Source organism: Cellulomonas sp. EB106-03-03-XG116 (genome assembly GCF_058792015.1).
Map to the genome: position 1 here is coordinate 1 of NZ_JBYTEP010000012.1, position 16,421 is coordinate 16,421.

General features: G+C 75.1%; 12 protein-coding genes. 11 read left to right on the plus strand and 1 reads right to left on the minus strand.

Annotated elements, in window-relative coordinates:
- Nucleotides 1-339: 339 nt before the first annotated feature.
- The gene (gene aspS, locus AC3WUG_RS07170) at nucleotides 340-2,166 is read left to right on the plus strand and encodes an aspartate--tRNA ligase (RefSeq protein WP_492327049.1); all 1,827 of its coding nucleotides are present in this window, start codon (nucleotides 340-342) and stop codon (nucleotides 2,164-2,166) included.
- Nucleotides 2,163-3,122 carry a GNAT family N-acetyltransferase gene (locus AC3WUG_RS07175; RefSeq protein ID WP_492327050.1) on the plus strand — a complete coding sequence of 320 codons (960 nt, stop codon included), beginning with the start codon at nucleotides 2,163-2,165 and terminating at the stop codon, nucleotides 3,120-3,122. Before aspS ends, AC3WUG_RS07175 begins: the two co-directional genes overlap by 4 nt.
- Nucleotides 3,123-3,339: 217 nt before the next feature.
- On the opposite strand, the gene AC3WUG_RS07180 is transcribed toward AC3WUG_RS07175, so the two are convergent.
- Complete coding sequence (locus tag AC3WUG_RS07180) at nucleotides 3,340-5,577, minus strand: MMPL family transporter (RefSeq protein ID WP_492327051.1); 2,238 nt, start codon at nucleotides 5,575-5,577, stop codon at nucleotides 3,340-3,342.
- 96 nt (nucleotides 5,578-5,673) lie between these two features.
- On the opposite strand from AC3WUG_RS07180, the gene AC3WUG_RS07185 reads away from it, so the two are divergent.
- The 9 genes from AC3WUG_RS07185 (at nucleotide 5,674) to AC3WUG_RS07225 (ending at nucleotide 16,322) form a co-directional block, all read left to right on the plus strand.
- Nucleotides 5,674-7,098 (plus strand): replication-associated recombination protein A, encoded by a 1,425-nt coding sequence (locus tag AC3WUG_RS07185; protein ID WP_492327052.1) that lies wholly within the window; start codon nucleotides 5,674-5,676, stop codon nucleotides 7,096-7,098.
- 226 nt (nucleotides 7,099-7,324) lie between these two features.
- Nucleotides 7,325-7,951 (plus strand): 30S ribosomal protein S4, encoded by a 627-nt coding sequence (gene rpsD, locus AC3WUG_RS07190; protein ID WP_147793637.1) that lies wholly within the window; start codon nucleotides 7,325-7,327, stop codon nucleotides 7,949-7,951.
- A 172-nt stretch (nucleotides 7,952-8,123) separates the two neighbouring features.
- Nucleotides 8,124-8,486: a DUF948 domain-containing protein gene (locus AC3WUG_RS07195; protein ID WP_147793636.1), complete on the plus strand. Its 363-nt coding sequence runs from the start codon at nucleotides 8,124-8,126 to the stop codon at nucleotides 8,484-8,486.
- Complete coding sequence (locus tag AC3WUG_RS07200) at nucleotides 8,483-9,004, plus strand: hypothetical protein (RefSeq protein ID WP_492327053.1); 522 nt, start codon at nucleotides 8,483-8,485, stop codon at nucleotides 9,002-9,004. The genes AC3WUG_RS07195 and AC3WUG_RS07200 overlap by 4 nt, the downstream gene beginning before the upstream one ends.
- A gap of 128 nt (nucleotides 9,005-9,132) precedes the next feature.
- A complete protein-coding gene (alaS, locus tag AC3WUG_RS07205; protein ID WP_492327054.1) occupies nucleotides 9,133-11,835 on the plus strand; it encodes an alanine--tRNA ligase in 2,703 nt (900 codons plus the stop codon).
- A 5-nt stretch (nucleotides 11,836-11,840) separates the two neighbouring features.
- Nucleotides 11,841-12,458 (plus strand): Holliday junction resolvase RuvX, encoded by a 618-nt coding sequence (gene ruvX, locus AC3WUG_RS07210; protein ID WP_492327055.1) that lies wholly within the window; start codon nucleotides 11,841-11,843, stop codon nucleotides 12,456-12,458.
- Entirely contained in the window at nucleotides 12,455-13,621 is a 1,167-nt protein-coding gene (mltG, locus tag AC3WUG_RS07215; protein WP_492327056.1) for an endolytic transglycosylase MltG, read from the plus strand. Before ruvX ends, mltG begins: the two co-directional genes overlap by 4 nt.
- Nucleotides 13,618-14,517, plus strand: a complete 900-nt coding sequence (locus tag AC3WUG_RS07220) for a shikimate dehydrogenase (RefSeq protein ID WP_492327057.1) — start codon at nucleotides 13,618-13,620, stop codon at nucleotides 14,515-14,517. The genes mltG and AC3WUG_RS07220 overlap by 4 nt, the downstream gene beginning before the upstream one ends.
- Before the next feature lie 125 nt (nucleotides 14,518-14,642).
- Nucleotides 14,643-16,322 (plus strand): GspE/PulE family protein, encoded by a 1,680-nt coding sequence (locus AC3WUG_RS07225; protein ID WP_217615285.1) that lies wholly within the window; start codon nucleotides 14,643-14,645, stop codon nucleotides 16,320-16,322.
- The last annotated feature ends 99 nt before the right edge of the window (nucleotides 16,323-16,421 follow it).

Consider the following 16,421-nt stretch of genomic DNA (forward strand, 5'->3'; position numbering starts at 1 on the left):
CCTTCGTCGGCAGCGTCAGGTGTGTACAAGAGACAGCCCTGGCGGGTGCGGGCCGCCGGCGGGCGCGGCGCCGAGACGCCCGACGGCGCGCTGGCGGGGGCGCTGCTCGGGGCGGTGCAGCCCGCGCTGTTCTGACGCCGGTCCGGGGCGGCCCGACCGCCGGCGGGCCGGGGTCGCGCTGCGCGCCCGGGAGCACGGCGCGGGGCCGCGCGGCGGAGTATCCGCGGGACGGCGCCGGGCCCCGCGGCGGAGTATCCGCGCGACGGCGCCGGGTCGGGCGGCAGTAGACTCGCCGGGCTGCTCGGACGGGCAGCACCCCGACACCGGAGAGGACTCCTCGTGCTGCGCACCCACACCGCCGGCTCGCTGCGGGCCGAGCACATCGGCACCACCGTCACCCTGACCGGGTGGGTGGATCGCCGGCGCGATCACGGTGGGGTCGCCTTCGTGGACCTCCGGGACGCCTCGGGCATCGCCCAGGTCGTCATCCGGGACGAGGCCGTCGCGCACGGCCTGCGCGCCGAGTACGTGCTCCAGGTGACCGGCACCGTCGGTCGCCGCCCCGAGGGCAACGAGAACGCCCACCTGGCGACGGGCGAGGTCGAGGTCACGGCCGACGAGGTCGTGGTGCTCAACGAGTCCGCCCCGCTGCCGTTCCAGGTGTCCTCGTCGCTGGACGAGCCGGTCGGTGAGGAGGCGCGGCTGCGGCACCGCTACCTCGACCTGCGCCGGCCCGAGCCCGCCAAGGCCATCCGGCTGCGCGCCAAGGCCAACCAGGCCGCCCGCCGCGTGCTGGACGCCCAGGACTTCGTCGAGATCGAGACCCCGACGCTGACCCGCTCGACCCCCGAGGGCGCCCGCGACTTCGTCGTTCCGGCCCGCCTCGCGCCGGGCTCCTGGTACGCCCTGCCGCAGTCGCCGCAGCTGTTCAAGCAGCTGCTCATGGTCGGCGGCATGGAGCGGTACTACCAGATCGCCCGCTGCTACCGGGACGAGGACTTCCGCGCCGACCGGCAGCCGGAGTTCACCCAGCTCGACGTCGAGATGTCGTTCGTCGACCAGGAGGACGTGATCGCGCTCGGCGAACAGATCCTCACCGCGCTGTGGGGCCTCATCGACTACGAGATCCCGACCCCGATCGCCCGCATGACCTACGCCGAGGCGATGGCGAAGTACGGCACCGACAAGCCGGACCTGCGGTTCGGCCTGGAGCTCGTCGAGCTCACCGGGTACTTCGCCGACACGCCCTTCCGCGTCTTCCAGGCGCCGTACGTCGGCGCCGTCGTGCAGCCGGGCGGCGCCTCGACGCCCCGCCGCGGGTTCGACGCCTGGCAGGAGTGGGCCAAGCAGCGCGGCGCCAAGGGCCTCGCGTACGTCACGGTCGGCGAGGGCGGCACGCTCGGCGGCCCGGTCGCCAAGAACATCACCGACGCCGAGCGCGAGGGCCTCGCCGCCGCGGTCGGCGCCCAGCCGGGCGACGCGGTGTTCTTCGCCGCGGGCAAGCCGGCCGAGGCGCGCGCGCTGCTCGGCGCGGCCCGCCTCGAGATCGGCCGCCGCGCCGAGCTCCTCGACGAGTCCGCCTGGTCGTTCGTGTGGGTCGTCGACGCGCCGCTGTTCAAGCCCACGGGCGAGGACGACGACGTGGCCGTCGGCGAGGGCGCCTGGACCGCGGTCCACCACGCCTTCACGTCGCCGACGCCGGAGTGGGTCGACCGGTTCGAGGAGGACCCGGGCGAGGCCCTGGCCTACGCCTACGACATCGTGTGCAACGGCAACGAGATCGGCGGCGGCTCGATCCGTATCCACCGCAAGGACGTCCAGGAGCGCGTGTTCGCGGTCATGGGCATCGGCGAGGAGGAGGCCCAGGAGAAGTTCGGCTTCCTGCTCGACGCCTTCCAGTTCGGCGCCCCGCCGCACGGCGGCATCGCGTTCGGCTGGGACCGCATCGTGGCGCTGCTGACCGGCTCCGAGTCGATCCGCGACGTCATCGCGTTCCCGAAGTCGGGCGGCGGCTACGACCCGCTGACCGGCGCGCCGGCCCCGATCACCGCGCAGCAGCGCAAGGAGGCGGGCGTCGACGCCAAGCCGAAGGCGTCCGACCTCGCCCCGCAGGGCACGCCCGCCGAGACCCCGGTCGCGGACGCCTCGGCGGCCGCGCAGCGGTGACGCGCGTCGGCGACCCGGCCGACGGCACCCCGCAGCACCCCGACGGCCCCGGCGCGCGCACCGCGCCGGGGCCGTCGGCCGTGCGCGGGCGAGCCGTGGGCGGGTGGGACGGCGCGGCACCGGGGGACCGGCACGGCGCGGCGCCGGGACGTCCGGCCGGTGCGCCCGCCCTGCCCGCGCGGTGGGCGCAGGACCCGTTCCTCCTCGACGAGCGGCACGGCTGGCGCCCCGCCGAGGTGCACGCCGACGGCGACGCGATGCTGCTCGTGCGGCGCGCGGTGCCCCGTCCCGGCAACCCGCCGGCCCCGGGGGTGGACGACGTCGCGCACGGCGGCGCGACCATGCTGCTCGCGCTCGGCCCGGCGGAGCCCGTCGCGGCGCTCCTGCGCGCCCACGCCCGCCCGGGGCACCGGTTCGCCTGGGTGGACACCGAGGCGTTCGGCCTGCTGCGCGCGGACGAGGTGGCCGCGCTCGGCCTCACCCCGAACCGCACCGGCTGGGAGTGGCTGGTCACCGACGTCGCGCCCGCGCCCGTCGCCGCGGAGTCCCGGGTCCGCGAGCTCGACCCGCGCGGCGACGCCGCCGCGATCCGCGCGTGCCTCGCGGACGCCAACCCGACGACCGACGCCGACCCCGAGGGCCACGGCGAGCGATGGTGGGGCGCCCTCGACGCCTCCGGCCGGCTGGGCGGCGTCATCGGCGCCGGCCCCCGCGCCGGCCGGGTCGGCGGGCGCGGGTCCGCGCACCTGCACGGGCTCGGCGTCCGGCCGGGCGAGCGCGGCCAGGGGCTCGGGGCGGCGCTGACGGCCGGGGCGGTGCGGGCGCTGCTCGCCGACGGCGCCGACTGGGTGTCGCTGGGCATGTGGGACGACAACCACGGCGCCCGGCGGATCTACCACCGCCTGGGCCTGCGCACCCTGCACCGCCTGACGACCCTGCGCCGCCGCGGCGCCTGACCGAGCCCCCGCCCGCCCGCCCGCGGGCGATCACCGAGCGGGTAACCGACACGTCGAGCGAATAGTCGTCGGATGCTCGCTCGACGTGTCGGTTACTCGCTCGCGGGGCACGGCGGACCGGGCGCGGCGCGGGAGCGCTGCCGGGTGGCGCGGACGGGCCGGGCCCGGCCGCGGGGTGCCGACTGCCGCCGCGCCTCCGGGCGCGCGCCCGCCGCCGTCAGTGCGTGAGCGCCAGCCGGGCGTGCAGGCGGCGCAGGGGCGCCGGGGCCCACCAGTTCAGGTCGCCGAGCACGGTCATCGTCGCGGGCACCAGCAGCAGCCGGACCAGCGTCGCGTCGATCAGCACCGCGACGGCCAGCGAGAAGCCGACCTCCTTGATCACCAGCAGCTCGCCGGCGACGAAGCCCGCGAACACCGCGATGATGATCGCCGCGGCGGACGTGATGACCCGCCCCGACCGCTGGAGCCCGAGCCGCACGGCCACGTCGTTGGGCGCCCCGGCGTCGTGCAGCTCCTTGATCCGGGAGAGCAGGAACACCTCGTAGTCCATGGCGAGGCCGAAGGCGAACGCGATGACGAGCGCCAGCACGTAGGTCTCGATGCCGCCGGTCGGGTCGAACTGCAGCAGCCCGGACAGGTGCCCGTCCTGGAACACCCAGACCAGCACGCCGAGGGACGCGCACAGCGACACGACGTTGGTCAGCAGCGCCTTGACCGGCACCAGCACCGATCCGGTCATGAGGAACAGCAGCACGAGGGTCGCCACCGCCACGATGCCGAGCGCCCAGGGTGCGCGGTCCACCAGCGCGTCGGTGAAGTCGATCTGGTTCGCGGCCTGCCCGCCGACGTAGGCCTCGAACGGCAGGTCGAGATCGCGCAGCTCGTGCACGACCGCCTGGGCGTCGGCGCCGCCGGGGTCGTCGGTGTCGGGGCGCACGCCGATCACGACGACCGACCCGCGGGCGACCGGCGCGTCGACGGACGCGACGCCGTCGAGCGCCTCGATCTCGGGGACGGCCGCCTGCGCGTCCGCGACGGAGGTCTGGGCGACGACGGGCACCGCGGCCGACGAGGACGCGGGGTACTGCTCGGCGAGCACCTGGACGTACTCGCGCTGCGGGCTGGACCGGGGGAGCAGCTCGGTGGTGGAGTTGCGCAGCTCGAGGTGCAGCAGCGGGGTCGCGAGGACGAGCAGGACCGCGAGCGAGCCGCCCAGCACCCACCAGGGGCGCCGCTGCACGCGCGCGGCGAGCCGGGAGAACACGCCCTCCTCGTGCTCGACGTCCGCGGTGCGGGCGAGCACGGCGCGCACCCCGGGCACGCGCGACAGCACGCTGGGCCGGGCGAGCCGCCGACCGGCCAGCACCAGCAGCGCGGGCACCAGGGTCAGGGCGGTGGCGACCGCGAACACGATGACGGCGACCGAGCCGGCGCCGAACGCCCGGAGGATGTCCTGTCGGAACACGAGCAGGCCCGCGATCGAGATGGCCACCGTCAGCGCGGAGAACGCGACGGTGCGCCCCGCGGTCGACATGGTGGTGAGCAGCGCGCCGACCACCGCGCCGTCGCCGCGCCGCCGCCGGGCCGAGCGACCCTCGTCGTCGCCCAGCGTCTTGCCGAGCTCCTCGCGGAACCGGGACACGATCAGCAGCCCGTAGTCGATCGACAGCCCGAGGCCGAGCACCGTGACGACGTTCACGACCGACGACTCGAGGTCGTCCATCACGTACGACAGCGCGACCAGCGACCCGAGGCCGCCCGCGATGGACGCGATCGCCCCGGCCAGCGGCATCGCCGCGGCGAGGAACCCGCCGAACACCAGCACCATGATGAGCAGCGCGACCGGCAGGGCGATGGCCTCGCCGGTGGTCAGGTCCCGCTCCACCTGGTCGGTGATCGCCGACACGATGAGCGAGGTGCCGCCGACCAGGCCGGTCGCGTCCGGGGCCACGTCGTGCAGCGCGTCGGGGACGTCCGCGAGCCGCACCTGGAGGTCGCGCAGCGCGGCGGACTCCGCGTCGTCGGACAGCTCGGGGTCCAGCTCGGCGACCAGGAGGAACCCGTCGCCGTCCTGCGCGAGCAGGGGTGCCGCCGCCGGGTTGGCGGGCCCGTCGGGCAGCACGAACGGGTCGATGACCGACAGCACGCCGTCGACGGCCGCGACCTCCTCGCGGGCCGGCGCCAGCGCCTCCGCCAGCCCCTCGGCCGCGGGGTCCACGCCCTGCACCACGAGGCTCAGCGAGGCGCCGGACGTGCTGGTCGCGGCCAGCAGCTCGCTCGCCCGCGCGCTGTCCGAGCCGGGGACGACCGGCTCGCCGGTGCTCAGCCGGTCGAACAGGTTCTGCCCGCCGACCCCGACGAGCGCCACCGCGAAGCAGCCCGCGGCCACGACGGCCCAGACGAGCACCGTGAGGCGGGGGTGGCGGGCGACCAGGCGGCCGAGGCTCTCGAACACGCGGGCCAGCATCGCAGGCCGGACGCCCCTCGCGCACCACCGGTCCCATCCGTCCCACGGCGCGGCGTGTGGGACGGCGCCCGTAGGCTCGTGGGCATGGACCTGTTCGACGCGGTGACCACCTCGGCGCAGGGCACGCCCGCCCCGTCGGCGGGGGCGCCGCTGGCGGTGCGCATGCGCCCGCGCAGCCTGGCGGAGGTCGCCGGGCAGGAGCACCTGCTGGTGCCGGGCTCGCCGCTCCGGCGGTTGGTCGAGCCCGGCGACGCGACCGCGCGGCGGGCGGCGCCGTCGTCGGTCGTGCTCTGGGGCCCGCCCGGCACGGGCAAGACGACGCTCGCCTACCTGGTCGCGACGACCTCCGGCCGCCGGTTCGTCGAGCTGTCCGCGGTCACCGCCGGTGTCAAGGACGTGCGGCAGGTCGTCGACGACGCCCGGCGCCGGCTGGCGTCCGACGGCTCGGAGACGGTGCTGTTCATCGACGAGGTGCACCGGTTCACCAAGGCGCAGCAGGACGCGCTGCTGCCGAGCGTCGAGAACCGCTGGGTGACGCTCGTCGCGGCGACGACGGAGAACCCGAGCTTCTCGGTGAACTCCCCGCTGCTGTCCCGCTCGCTGCTGCTGACGCTCAAGCCGCTCGAGACCGACGACGTCCGGGCGCTGATCCGGCGGGCCGTCGAGGACGAGCGCGGGCTCGGCGGAGCGGTCGTGCTCACCGAGGACGCCGAGGACCACCTGCTCCGGCTGTCCGGCGGCGACGCCCGCAAGGCGCTGACGATCCTCGAGGCGGCCGCGGGCGCGGCGCTGGCGGACCGGGAGGCGCGCCTGGCGGACCCGGACGTCGACCTCGGCGACGACGCGGACGCCCCGGCGGTCGTCGACCTCGCGACCACCGAGCGCGCGATCGACGTCGCCGCCGTCCGGTACGACCGGGACGGGGACCAGCACTACGACGTCATCAGCGCCTTCATCAAGTCGGTGCGGGGCTCCGACGTCGACGCGTCCCTGCACTACCTCGCCCGGATGATCGCGGCGGGGGAGGACCCGCGGTTCATCGCCCGGCGCATCGTCATCTCGGCGTCGGAGGACGTGGGCATGGCCGACCCGAGCGCCCTGCAGACCGCGGTCGCCGCGGCGCAGGCCGTGCAGCTCATCGGCATGCCCGAGGCGCGGATCATCCTGGCCGAGGCCGTCGTGCACCTGGCGACGGCCCCGAAGTCGAACGCCGCCTACAACGGGATCAACGCCGCCCTCGCGGACGTCCAGGCGGGCCGGCTCGGGTCGGTGCCCGCGCACCTGCGGGACGCGCACTACGCCGGCGCCAAGCAGCTGGGGCACGGCAAGGGGTACCTGTACGCCCACGACCACCCGCACGGGATCGCCGCGCAGCAGTACCTCCCGGACGACCTGGTCGGCACCCGCTACTACAGCCCCACGGAGAACGGGTACGAGCGGCAGGTCGGCGAGCGGCTCGGCCGGATCCGGTCCGTGCTGGACCAGGCGCCGCCGCCGCAGGACCGCTGACCGGCCCGCCGACCGACCGCCGGCCGGCCCGCATTAGGCCCAGCGACGCCCACCCGGTAGAGTTGCACGGTCGTCCGCACCCCGGGGTCTCCCGGTGGGTCAGCCGGACGGCCGCCTGGGGTCCTAGCCGCGTCCGCCTCGTACGGACGCACGGAGGTCGGCCCCACGCCCCGCCCGGGTTCGCCGGGCACGGGTGTGCCGTACGAGAAACGACAGGAAGAACCACATGAGCAACGTGACGCGTGCGCGTCGCCAGGTGCGCCTCTCGCGCGCCCTCGGCCTCGCGCTCACCCCGAAGGCCGTCAAGCACTTCGAGAAGCGCCCCTACCCGCCCGGCGAGCACGGCCGCGCCCGCCGCCGCACCGAGTCGGACTACGCGGTGCGTCTGCGCGAGAAGCAGCGGCTGCGCGCCCAGTACGCGCTGCGCGAGAAGCAGCTCGCCCGTGCGTACGAGGACGCCCGCAAGGCCCCGGGCCTGACCGGTGAGGCCCTGGTCGAGGACCTCGAGACCCGTCTCGACGCGCTGGTGCTCCGCGCCGGCTTCGCCCGCACCATCCTGCAGGCGCGCCAGGTCGTGACCCACCGCCACATCCTCGTCGACGGCAAGATCGTGGACCGTCCGTCCTTCCGCGTGAAGGAGGGCCAGACCCTGCAGATCAAGCCGAAGTCGCAGACCACCGTGCCGTTCCAGGTGGCCGCCGCCGGCGCCCACCGCGACGTGCTGCCGGCCGTCCCGGGCTACCTGGACGTCCAGCTCGAGAAGCTGTCGGCCGTGCTGGTGCGCCGCCCGAAGCGCGCCGAGGTCCCCGTGACCTGCGACGTCCAGCTGGTCGTCGAGTACTACGCCCGCTGAGCCACCCGGCTCGCACGTCCGCGACGCCCTCGCACCGCCCCCTCGGGGTCGGCGCCGGGGCGTCGCGGCGTTCCCGGCCCGCGCGCGCGGCCGGTCGCCCGGCGCGACACCGCACGCCGGGTAGGGTTCCGGTGTCGTCGGCGCGGTGCCGGCACGAGCAGAAGGGCTGGCCATGCTGGGAGACATCGCGGGGCTCATCGCGGCCATCGCCTTCGTGCTGCTGGTGGGCGCGCTCGCCGTGCCGCTGGTGAAGCTCGGGCGGGTGCTGGACGAGACCCGGACCTCCGTCAAGGAGATCACCGAGCACACGGTGCCGATCCTGGACGAGGCCGCCACCACGGTGTCGTCGACGAACACCCAGCTCGAGCGGGTGGACGCGATCACGACGTCCGCCGCCCAGATCACGCAGAACGCCTCCGCCCTGACGTCGCTGTTCGCCGCGACCGTCGGCGGCCCGATGATCAAGGTCGCGGCCTTCAGCTACGGCGTGCGGCGCGCGCTGTCCGGCCTGGGCCGCGGGCGGTCCGGGCGATGAGCCGGCTGCTCTGGGTCGCGGTCGGCGTCGCTGCGGCGGTCGCCGGCGCGAAGCGGCTCGGCCTGCTGGACGACCTCACGGGCGCCCCCGCCGGCCACGGCGCGCACGCCGACGGCTCGGCGACCGGCGCGGCCGGGACCGCCCGGGCCACCGCCGGCACGGCCGCCCGCGCCGCGCGCACCGCGTTCCGCGCGGGCGCCACCACGGCCGGCGCCGTCCGGTCGCTGTCCGACGCGCGCCGCGAGTTCCGCACCGGCATGGCCGAGCGCGAGGCTCAGCTGCGGCACGACCTCGTCGGCGACGTCGACGTGGACGCGATCCGCGCCGAGCGCGCCGGGCGCCGCGCCGCGGACCGGGAGGCCGAGCACGACGCGCACGGCGCCGTCCCGCCCGCCTGGCACCGGGACCCCGAGGCCCGGGACGCGGCGCGCGCCGCCCGCGCCCGCCGCGGCTGGGCCGAGGAGCCGACGGACGACCCGGCCGACGGCGACGGCGACCTGCCGTACTCCTTCTACTGACACCGGCCCCGCGGCCCCTAGGCTGCACCCGGTCGCCCGCGCGGGAACACACCCGCCGTCGGCGACGCTGAACCACGAGAACGGGCGAGGGCCCGCGACCCCCGCCACCCGACCCAGACGAGGACACCATGCGCACCGCCGAGATCCGCCAGCGTTGGCTCGACTTCTTCGAGGCCCGCGGCCACGCCGTGGTGCCCTCGGCCCCGCTGATCTCGCCCGACCCGTCGACGCTGTTCGTCATCGCGGGCATGGTGCCGTTCATCCCGTACATGCTCGGCGAGCAGACGGCCCCGTGGCCGCGCGCGACGAGCGTGCAGAAGTGCGTGCGCACCCTCGACATCGAGGAGGTCGGCAAGACGACGCGGCACGGCACGTTCTTCCAGATGAACGGCAACTTCTCCTTCGGCGACTACTTCAAGGAGGGGGCGATCACCCACGCGTGGGAGCTGATCACCACTCCGCAGGACCGGGGCGGCTACGGCTTCGACCCGGAGACGATCTGGGTCACGGTCTACGAGACCGACGACGAGGCGGCCGAGCTCTGGAAGAAGATCGCCGGCCTGCCGGACGAGCGCATCCAGCGCCGCGGCATGAAGGACAACTACTGGTCGACCGGCGCGCGCGGCCCCGCGGGCCCGTGCTCGGAGATCTACGTCGACCGCGGCCCCGAGTACGGCGCCGAGGGCGGCCCGGTCGTGGACGAGGACCGGTACATCGAGATCTGGAACCTCGTGTTCATGCAGTACGAGCGCGGCGACGGGGGCGGCAAGGAGAACTTCCCGATCCTCGGCGAGCTCAAGCAGAAGAACATCGACACCGGCATGGGGCTGGAGCGCGTCGCGTTCCTGCTGCAGGGCGTCGACAACATGTACGAGATCGACGAGGTCTTCCCGGTCATCGAGGCCGCCCAGGCGCTGTCCGGCCGCCGGTACGGCGCGGACCACGAGGACGACGTGCGGATGCGCGTCGTCGCGGACCACGTGCGCTCCGGCCTCATGCTCATGGGCGACGGCGTCGTCCCGTCGAACGAGGGCCGGGGCTACGTGCTGCGCCGCCTGCTGCGCCGTGCCGTCCGCGCGATGCGCCTGCTCGGCGTCGAGACCCCCGCGCTGCCGACGCTGCTGCCCGTCTCCCGCGACGCCATGTCGCCGTCGTACCCGGAGCTGGCGCGCGACTTCGACCGGATCGCCAAGGTCGCGTACGCGGAGGAGGAGGCGTTCCTGCGCACCCTCGTCGCGGGCACCTCGATCCTCGACCTGGCGGTCTCCGAGGTGAAGTCGACCGGCACCGGGACGCCGAGCGCGGCGCCGCTGCTGTCGGGCGAGAAGGCGTTCCAGCTGCACGACACCTACGGCTTCCCGATCGACCTCACCCTCGAGATGGCGGCCGAGCAGGGCGTCTCCGTCGACGAGAAGGCGTTCCGGACGCTCATGCAGGCGCAGCGCGACCGCGCCCGGGCGGACGCGCTGGCCAAGCGCGCGGGCCGCACGGACACCGCCGCGTACCAGGACCTGCACGCGACCCTGAGCGGGTCCGGCGCGCGCCCGGTCGAGTTCGTCGGCTACGACCGCAGCACCTCCCGCTCGCGCGTCGTCGGCCTGCTCGTCGACGGGCAGCCCGCGCCGGCGGCCACCGCGCCGGCCGAGGTCGAGGTCGTCCTGGACGTGACGCCGTTCTACGCCGAGATGGGCGGCCAGCTGGCCGACCACGGCACGATCGTGCTCGACGGCGGCGCGACCATCGAGGTCGACGACGTGCAGGCGCCGGTCAAGGGCCTGCCCGTGCACCGCGGGCGCCTGGTCGAGGGCACCGTCACGCTGGACGAGCCGGGCGTCGCGTCGATCGACACCGCGCGCCGCATCGCGATCAGCCGCGCGCACACCGCGACGCACATGGTGCACAAGGCCATCCAGGAGTCCCTCGGCCCGTCGGCCACCCAGGCGGGCTCCGAGAACGCGCCCAGCCGCGTGCGGTTCGACTTCCGCGCCGGCCAGGCCGTCCCTCAGGGCGTGCTGTCCGAGGTCGAGGAGCGGGTGAACACCCGGCTCCAGGAGAACCTCGAGGTCACCGACGCGGTCATGCCGATCGCCGAGGCCCGCGCGCTCGGCGCGATGGCGCTGTTCGGCGAGAAGTACGGCGACCAGGTGCGCGTCGTGTCGATCGGCGGCGACTGGTCCCGCGAGCTCTGCGGCGGCACGCACGTGCGGCAGTCGGGCGAGCTCGGCCTGGTCACCCTGCTCGGCGAGGCCTCGATCGGCTCCGGCGTCCGCCGGGTCGACGCGCTCGTCGGCGACGGGGCGTACGGCTTCCACGCCAAGGAGCGCGCCCTCGTCGGCCAGATCTCCGGCCTGCTCGGGGCGCGCCCCGACGAGCTCGCCGACCGGGTGTCCTCGCTGATGACCCGGCTCAAGGAGTCCGAGAAGGAGCTCGCCGGGCTGCGCGCCGCGCAGGTCCTCGCGATCGCGGGCACGCTCGCGTCCTCCGCGGCCGAGATCGCCGGCACCCGCGTGGTCACCCACGACGCCGGCGAGGTCGCGGCGGACGACCTGCGCACCCTGGTGCTCGACGTCCGCTCCCGCCTCGGCGAGGCGGCCCCGGCCGTCGTCGCGGTCGGCGGCGTGGCCAAGGGCCGCCCGGTCGTCGTGGTCGCGACGAACGCCGCGGCGCGCGAGAAGGGCGTCCGCGCGGGCGCCCTGGTCAAGACCGCGTCCGGCCTGCTCGGCGGCGGTGGCGGCGGCAAGGACGACCTGGCGCAGGGCGGTGGAGCCGACGCCGCCCGGCTGCCCGAGGCGCTGGCCGGCATCCGCGAGGCGATCGGGGCGGGGGCCTGAGCCCCGTGGCCGGCACCCCGGGCGCGGCCGACGCGCCCGGGGTGCCGGACCCCGACGCCGTCGTGCGCGGGGCCCGGCTCGCCGTGGACGTCGGCTCGGTCCGGGTCGGCCTCGCGGCCAGCGACCCGGACGGCCTCGTGGCCACGCCGGTCGACACGCTGCCCCGCGACACCCGCCCGCCGGCCCCGGGTGCGCTGCCGTCGGACGTCGCCACGATCGTCGCCGAGGTGGCCGAGCGGTTCGCCGCGGCGGTGTACGTCGGCCTCCCGAAGCACCTCTCCGGGACCGAGGGCTCGGCAGCACAGGCCGCACGCGCGTACGCTGGTGCGCTGGCGCAGGCCGTCGCCCCGGTTCCGGTGCGGTTGGTCGACGAGCGGATGAGCACGGTGTCCGCCCATCAGGCGCTGCACGCGTCCGGCCGGTCCGGACGTCGTCACCGGGCGGTCGTCGACCAGGCGGCCGCCGTGGTGATCCTGCAGACCGCGCTCGACGCGGAGCGCTCCTCGGGCCGCAGGCCCGGCGAGCGGGTCACGGCGACCCGCCCGGAGCCTCCCGCGGAGGAGCGCCCGGGGGGTCAGCAGGAGCCTGGACGAGCAGGACACACCGAAGGGACGACCGAGTGAGCGACCTGTTCCTCGGTGCTCCGCAGCAGGAGCACCACGAGGCACCCCCGCCCTCGCGCCGCTCGCGCCGCGACTCGCAGGAGCAGCGCGCCAAGCAGAAGAAGCACCGGCGGCGCCGCAGCGTCGTCGTGCTCCTGCTCGCGCTCGTCCTCGTCGGCGGCGCCGGCTTCGTCGTGTGGAGCGTGTTCGGCGGGCTGTTCTCCGGCGGCGGCAGCACCGACGAGACCGTGCAGGACTTCCCGGGACCGGGCAGCGGCGAGGTCCAGGTGACCGTCGCGTCCGGCGACACCGGCGGCGCGATCGGGCAGACGCTGGTCGACGCCGGCGTCGTCGCGACCGTGAACGCGTTCACCAGCGCGTACGCCGCGAACCCCGCCGCGGTCGGGATCCAGCCCGGTACCTACGGCCTGCAGCTCGAGATGAAGGCCAGCGACGCGGTCGCCGCGCTCCTCGACCCCGCCAACCGCGTGTCGAACCGGGTGACGATCCCGGAGGGCTACACCGCCCAGCAGATCTACCAGCGCGTCTACGAGGTCACCGGCATCACCGTCGAGGACCTCGAGGCCGCCGCGGCCGACCCCGCCGCGATCGGGCTGCCCGCCGAGGCCGGCGGCAACGTCGAGGGCTGGCTGTTCCCGATGACCTACGAGGTCGAGCCCGGCTCGAGCGCCGCGAGCGTGCTGTCCCAGATGGTCGCGCGGACCACGGCCCTGCTCACCGAGAAGGGCGTCGCCCAGGACCAGTGGGAGACGGTGCTCAACCAGGCGTCGATCGTCGAGCGCGAGGGCAAGCTCGACGAGGACCGGGCCAAGATCGCCCGCGCCATCGACAACCGCCTGGCCGCCGAGATGCCGCTGCAGATCGACGCGATCAACGCGTACGGCCTGGGGATCCCCGGCACCGAGCTGACCTACGCCGACACCAGCCAGGCGCAGCCGCCGTACAACCCGTACAACTCGTACAAGATCACCGGCCTGCCGCCGACCCCGATCGCCAACCCGGGCGAGGTGTCGATCGACGCCGTGCTCAACCCTGCGGACGGGCCGTGGCTGTTCTGGGTCACGGTGAACCTCGACACCGGCGAGACGAAGTTCGCCGAGACGTTCGCCGAGCACCAGACCTACGTCGACGAGCTGCGGGAGTGGCAGGCGGCCAACCAGTGACCGGTGCCGCGCGCCGCGCCGCGGTGCTCGGCCACCCGATCGCGCACTCGCTGTCCCCGGTCCTGCACCGGGCCGCCTACCGGTCCCTCGGTCTCGACGGCTGGGCGTACGACGCGGTCGACGTCACCGAGGAGCAGCTGCCGGCGTTCGTCGGCGACCTCGACGCGACCTGGGCCGGGCTCAGCCTGACCATGCCGCTCAAGCAGACGGTGCTGCCGCTGCTCGACCACGTCGAGCCGCTGGCGGCCGTCGTCGGCGCGGTGAACACGGTGCTGGTGCAGGCGGGCGGGTCGGGCCGGCCGGTGCTCACCGGGGCCAACACGGACGTGCACGGCATCGTGGCGGCGCTGTCGGAGGGGCTGGGCGCGGCGGACGCGGCGTCGCCGGGGGAGCGCGCCCCGGCCCGCGCCGCCGTCGTCCTCGGCGCGGGTGCGACCGCCGCGTCCGCCCTCGCCGCGCTGGCCGAGCTCGGCTGCACGACGCCGGTCGTGCTCGCGCGGTCGCTCGGCCGCACGGGAGCGCTCGCGCGTGCGGCGCACCGCATGGGCGTCGAGCCGGCGTTCCGCACGCTCGACGGCGCGCCCGCCGCGCTGGCCGGCGCCGACCTCGTCGTCTCCACGCTGCCGCCGCACGCCGCGGACGACCTGGCGGCCGCGCTGCCCCAGGGACCCGCCCTGCGGCCGGGCGCCGTGCTGCTCGACGTCGCCTACGACCCGCGGCCCACCGCGCTGCACGCCGCCTGGCTCGCCGCCGCCGGCGTCGCCGTGCCGGGGGAGCGGATGCTGCTGCACCAGGCCGCCGAGCAGGTGCGGCTCATGACCGGGCGGCCCGGGCCGCTCGCCGCGATGGACGACGCGCTCGGGGCGGCGCTCGACGGCGACCGGCTGACCGGCTGATTCACCCGGCCGGGACGGTCCCCGGCGCGTCTGAGCGCCCCCGGGTCCTCATCTCGCCGCACCCGCGTGCCGATGGGTCCTACGGGGCCGGTGCACCTGCCTGCCCCGGACGAAAGGGCAACGGGGTGAAGCAGCTCGGCGAGATCCTGCTGGACGAGGGCCTGGTCAGCGAGGCGCAGCTCATGGCCGCGCTGGACGAGCAGATGGCCCGGGGGCAGTCCCTCGGCCGCACGCTGGTCGAGATCGGGGTCCTCACCGAGGGGCAGCTCGTGGCCGCGCTCGCGCGGCAGGTCGGGATGGCGTTCGTCGACCTCGACGAGTACCAGGTGGACCGGTCCGCGGTCTCGATGGTGCCCGCCGCCTTGTGCCGCCGGTACACCGTGCTGCCCGTCGGGTTCCAGGACGGCGCGCTCGTCCTGGCGACCGCCGACCCCGGCAACGTGGTCGCCGTCGACGACGTGCGGACCGTCTCGGGCATGGCGGTCCTGCCGATCGTCGCGACCTACGAGAACCTCAGCCGCGCGATCGAGCGGTTCTGCCGCGCCGACGGCGAGATGGAGGACCTGTCCTCCGCGTTCGAGGAGGAGCAGCAGTCCCAGCAGGCGCAGGTCGACCTGTCGAGCATCGGCAACGCCGTCGAGGACGACGCCCCGATCGTCCGGTACGTGAACCTGCTGGTGACCCAGGCGATCTCCGACCGGGCCTCCGACATCCACATCGAGCCCACCGAGCACGACCTGCGCGTGCGGTACCGCATCGACGGCGTGCTGCACGAGATGCAGCGCTCGCCCAAGCAGATCCAGGGCGGCGTCATCTCGCGCGTCAAGATCATGTCGGACATCGACATCGCGGAGCGCCGCAAGCCCCAGGACGGCCGCATGTCCGTCACCCACAACGGCCGCAAGATCGACCTCCGCGTCGCCACCCTGCCGACGGTGTGGGGCGAGAAGATCGTCATGCGGATCCTGGACAACTCCACGGCCTCGCTCGACCTGCGCGACCTCGCGTTCCTCGAGCACAACTACGAGTCGTACAAGGACGCGTACACCAAGCCGTACGGGATGATCCTGGTCACCGGGCCCACGGGTTCCGGCAAGTCGACCACCCTGTACGCGACGCTGAACGCGGTCTCCAAGCCGGAGATCAACGTCATCACGGTCGAGGACCCGGTCGAGTACCGCCTCGCCGGCATCAACCAGGTGCAGGTGAACCCGAAGGCGGGCCTGACGTTCGCGGGCGCGCTGCGCTCCATCCTGCGGTCCGACCCCGACGTCGTGCTGCTCGGTGAGATCCGCGACCACGAGACCGCGCAGATCGCCATCGAGGCGGCGCTCACCGGCCACCTCGTGCTCTCGACGCTGCACACCAACGACGCGCCGTCCGCGATCACCCGCCTCACCGAGATGGGCATCGAGCCGTTCCTCGTCGGCTCCGCGCTCGACGCGGTGGTCGCACAGCGGCTCGCCCGGCGGCTGTGCGCCAAGTGCTGCGAGCCGTACGTCCCGACCGAGACCGAGCTCATCGGCGCGCGGTTCCCGTGGGTGCCGGGGGAGCCGCTGCCCGAGCTGTTCCGGCCCGTCGGCTGCGTCGCGTGCTCCCGCACCGGGTACCGCGGGCGGGTTGCGCTGCACGAGGTCATGCGGGTGACCGAGGACATCGAGCGCCTGGCCGTGGCGCGGGCGTCGGCCGCGGAGATCGGGGCCACCGCGCGGCAGCAGGGCATGATCACGCTCCGCGACGACGGCTGGCAGAAGGTCGCGCTGGGGCAGACGTCGGTGGAGGAGATCCTGCGGGTCGTCGCGTGACCGGGTGGTCCGCGGAGCGACCGCTCAAGAAGAGCGGTTCTCCGGCCGATGAGAGCCAACGACACGGCGCCGCAGGTCGGCGGGCCGGCGCGCGAGGGG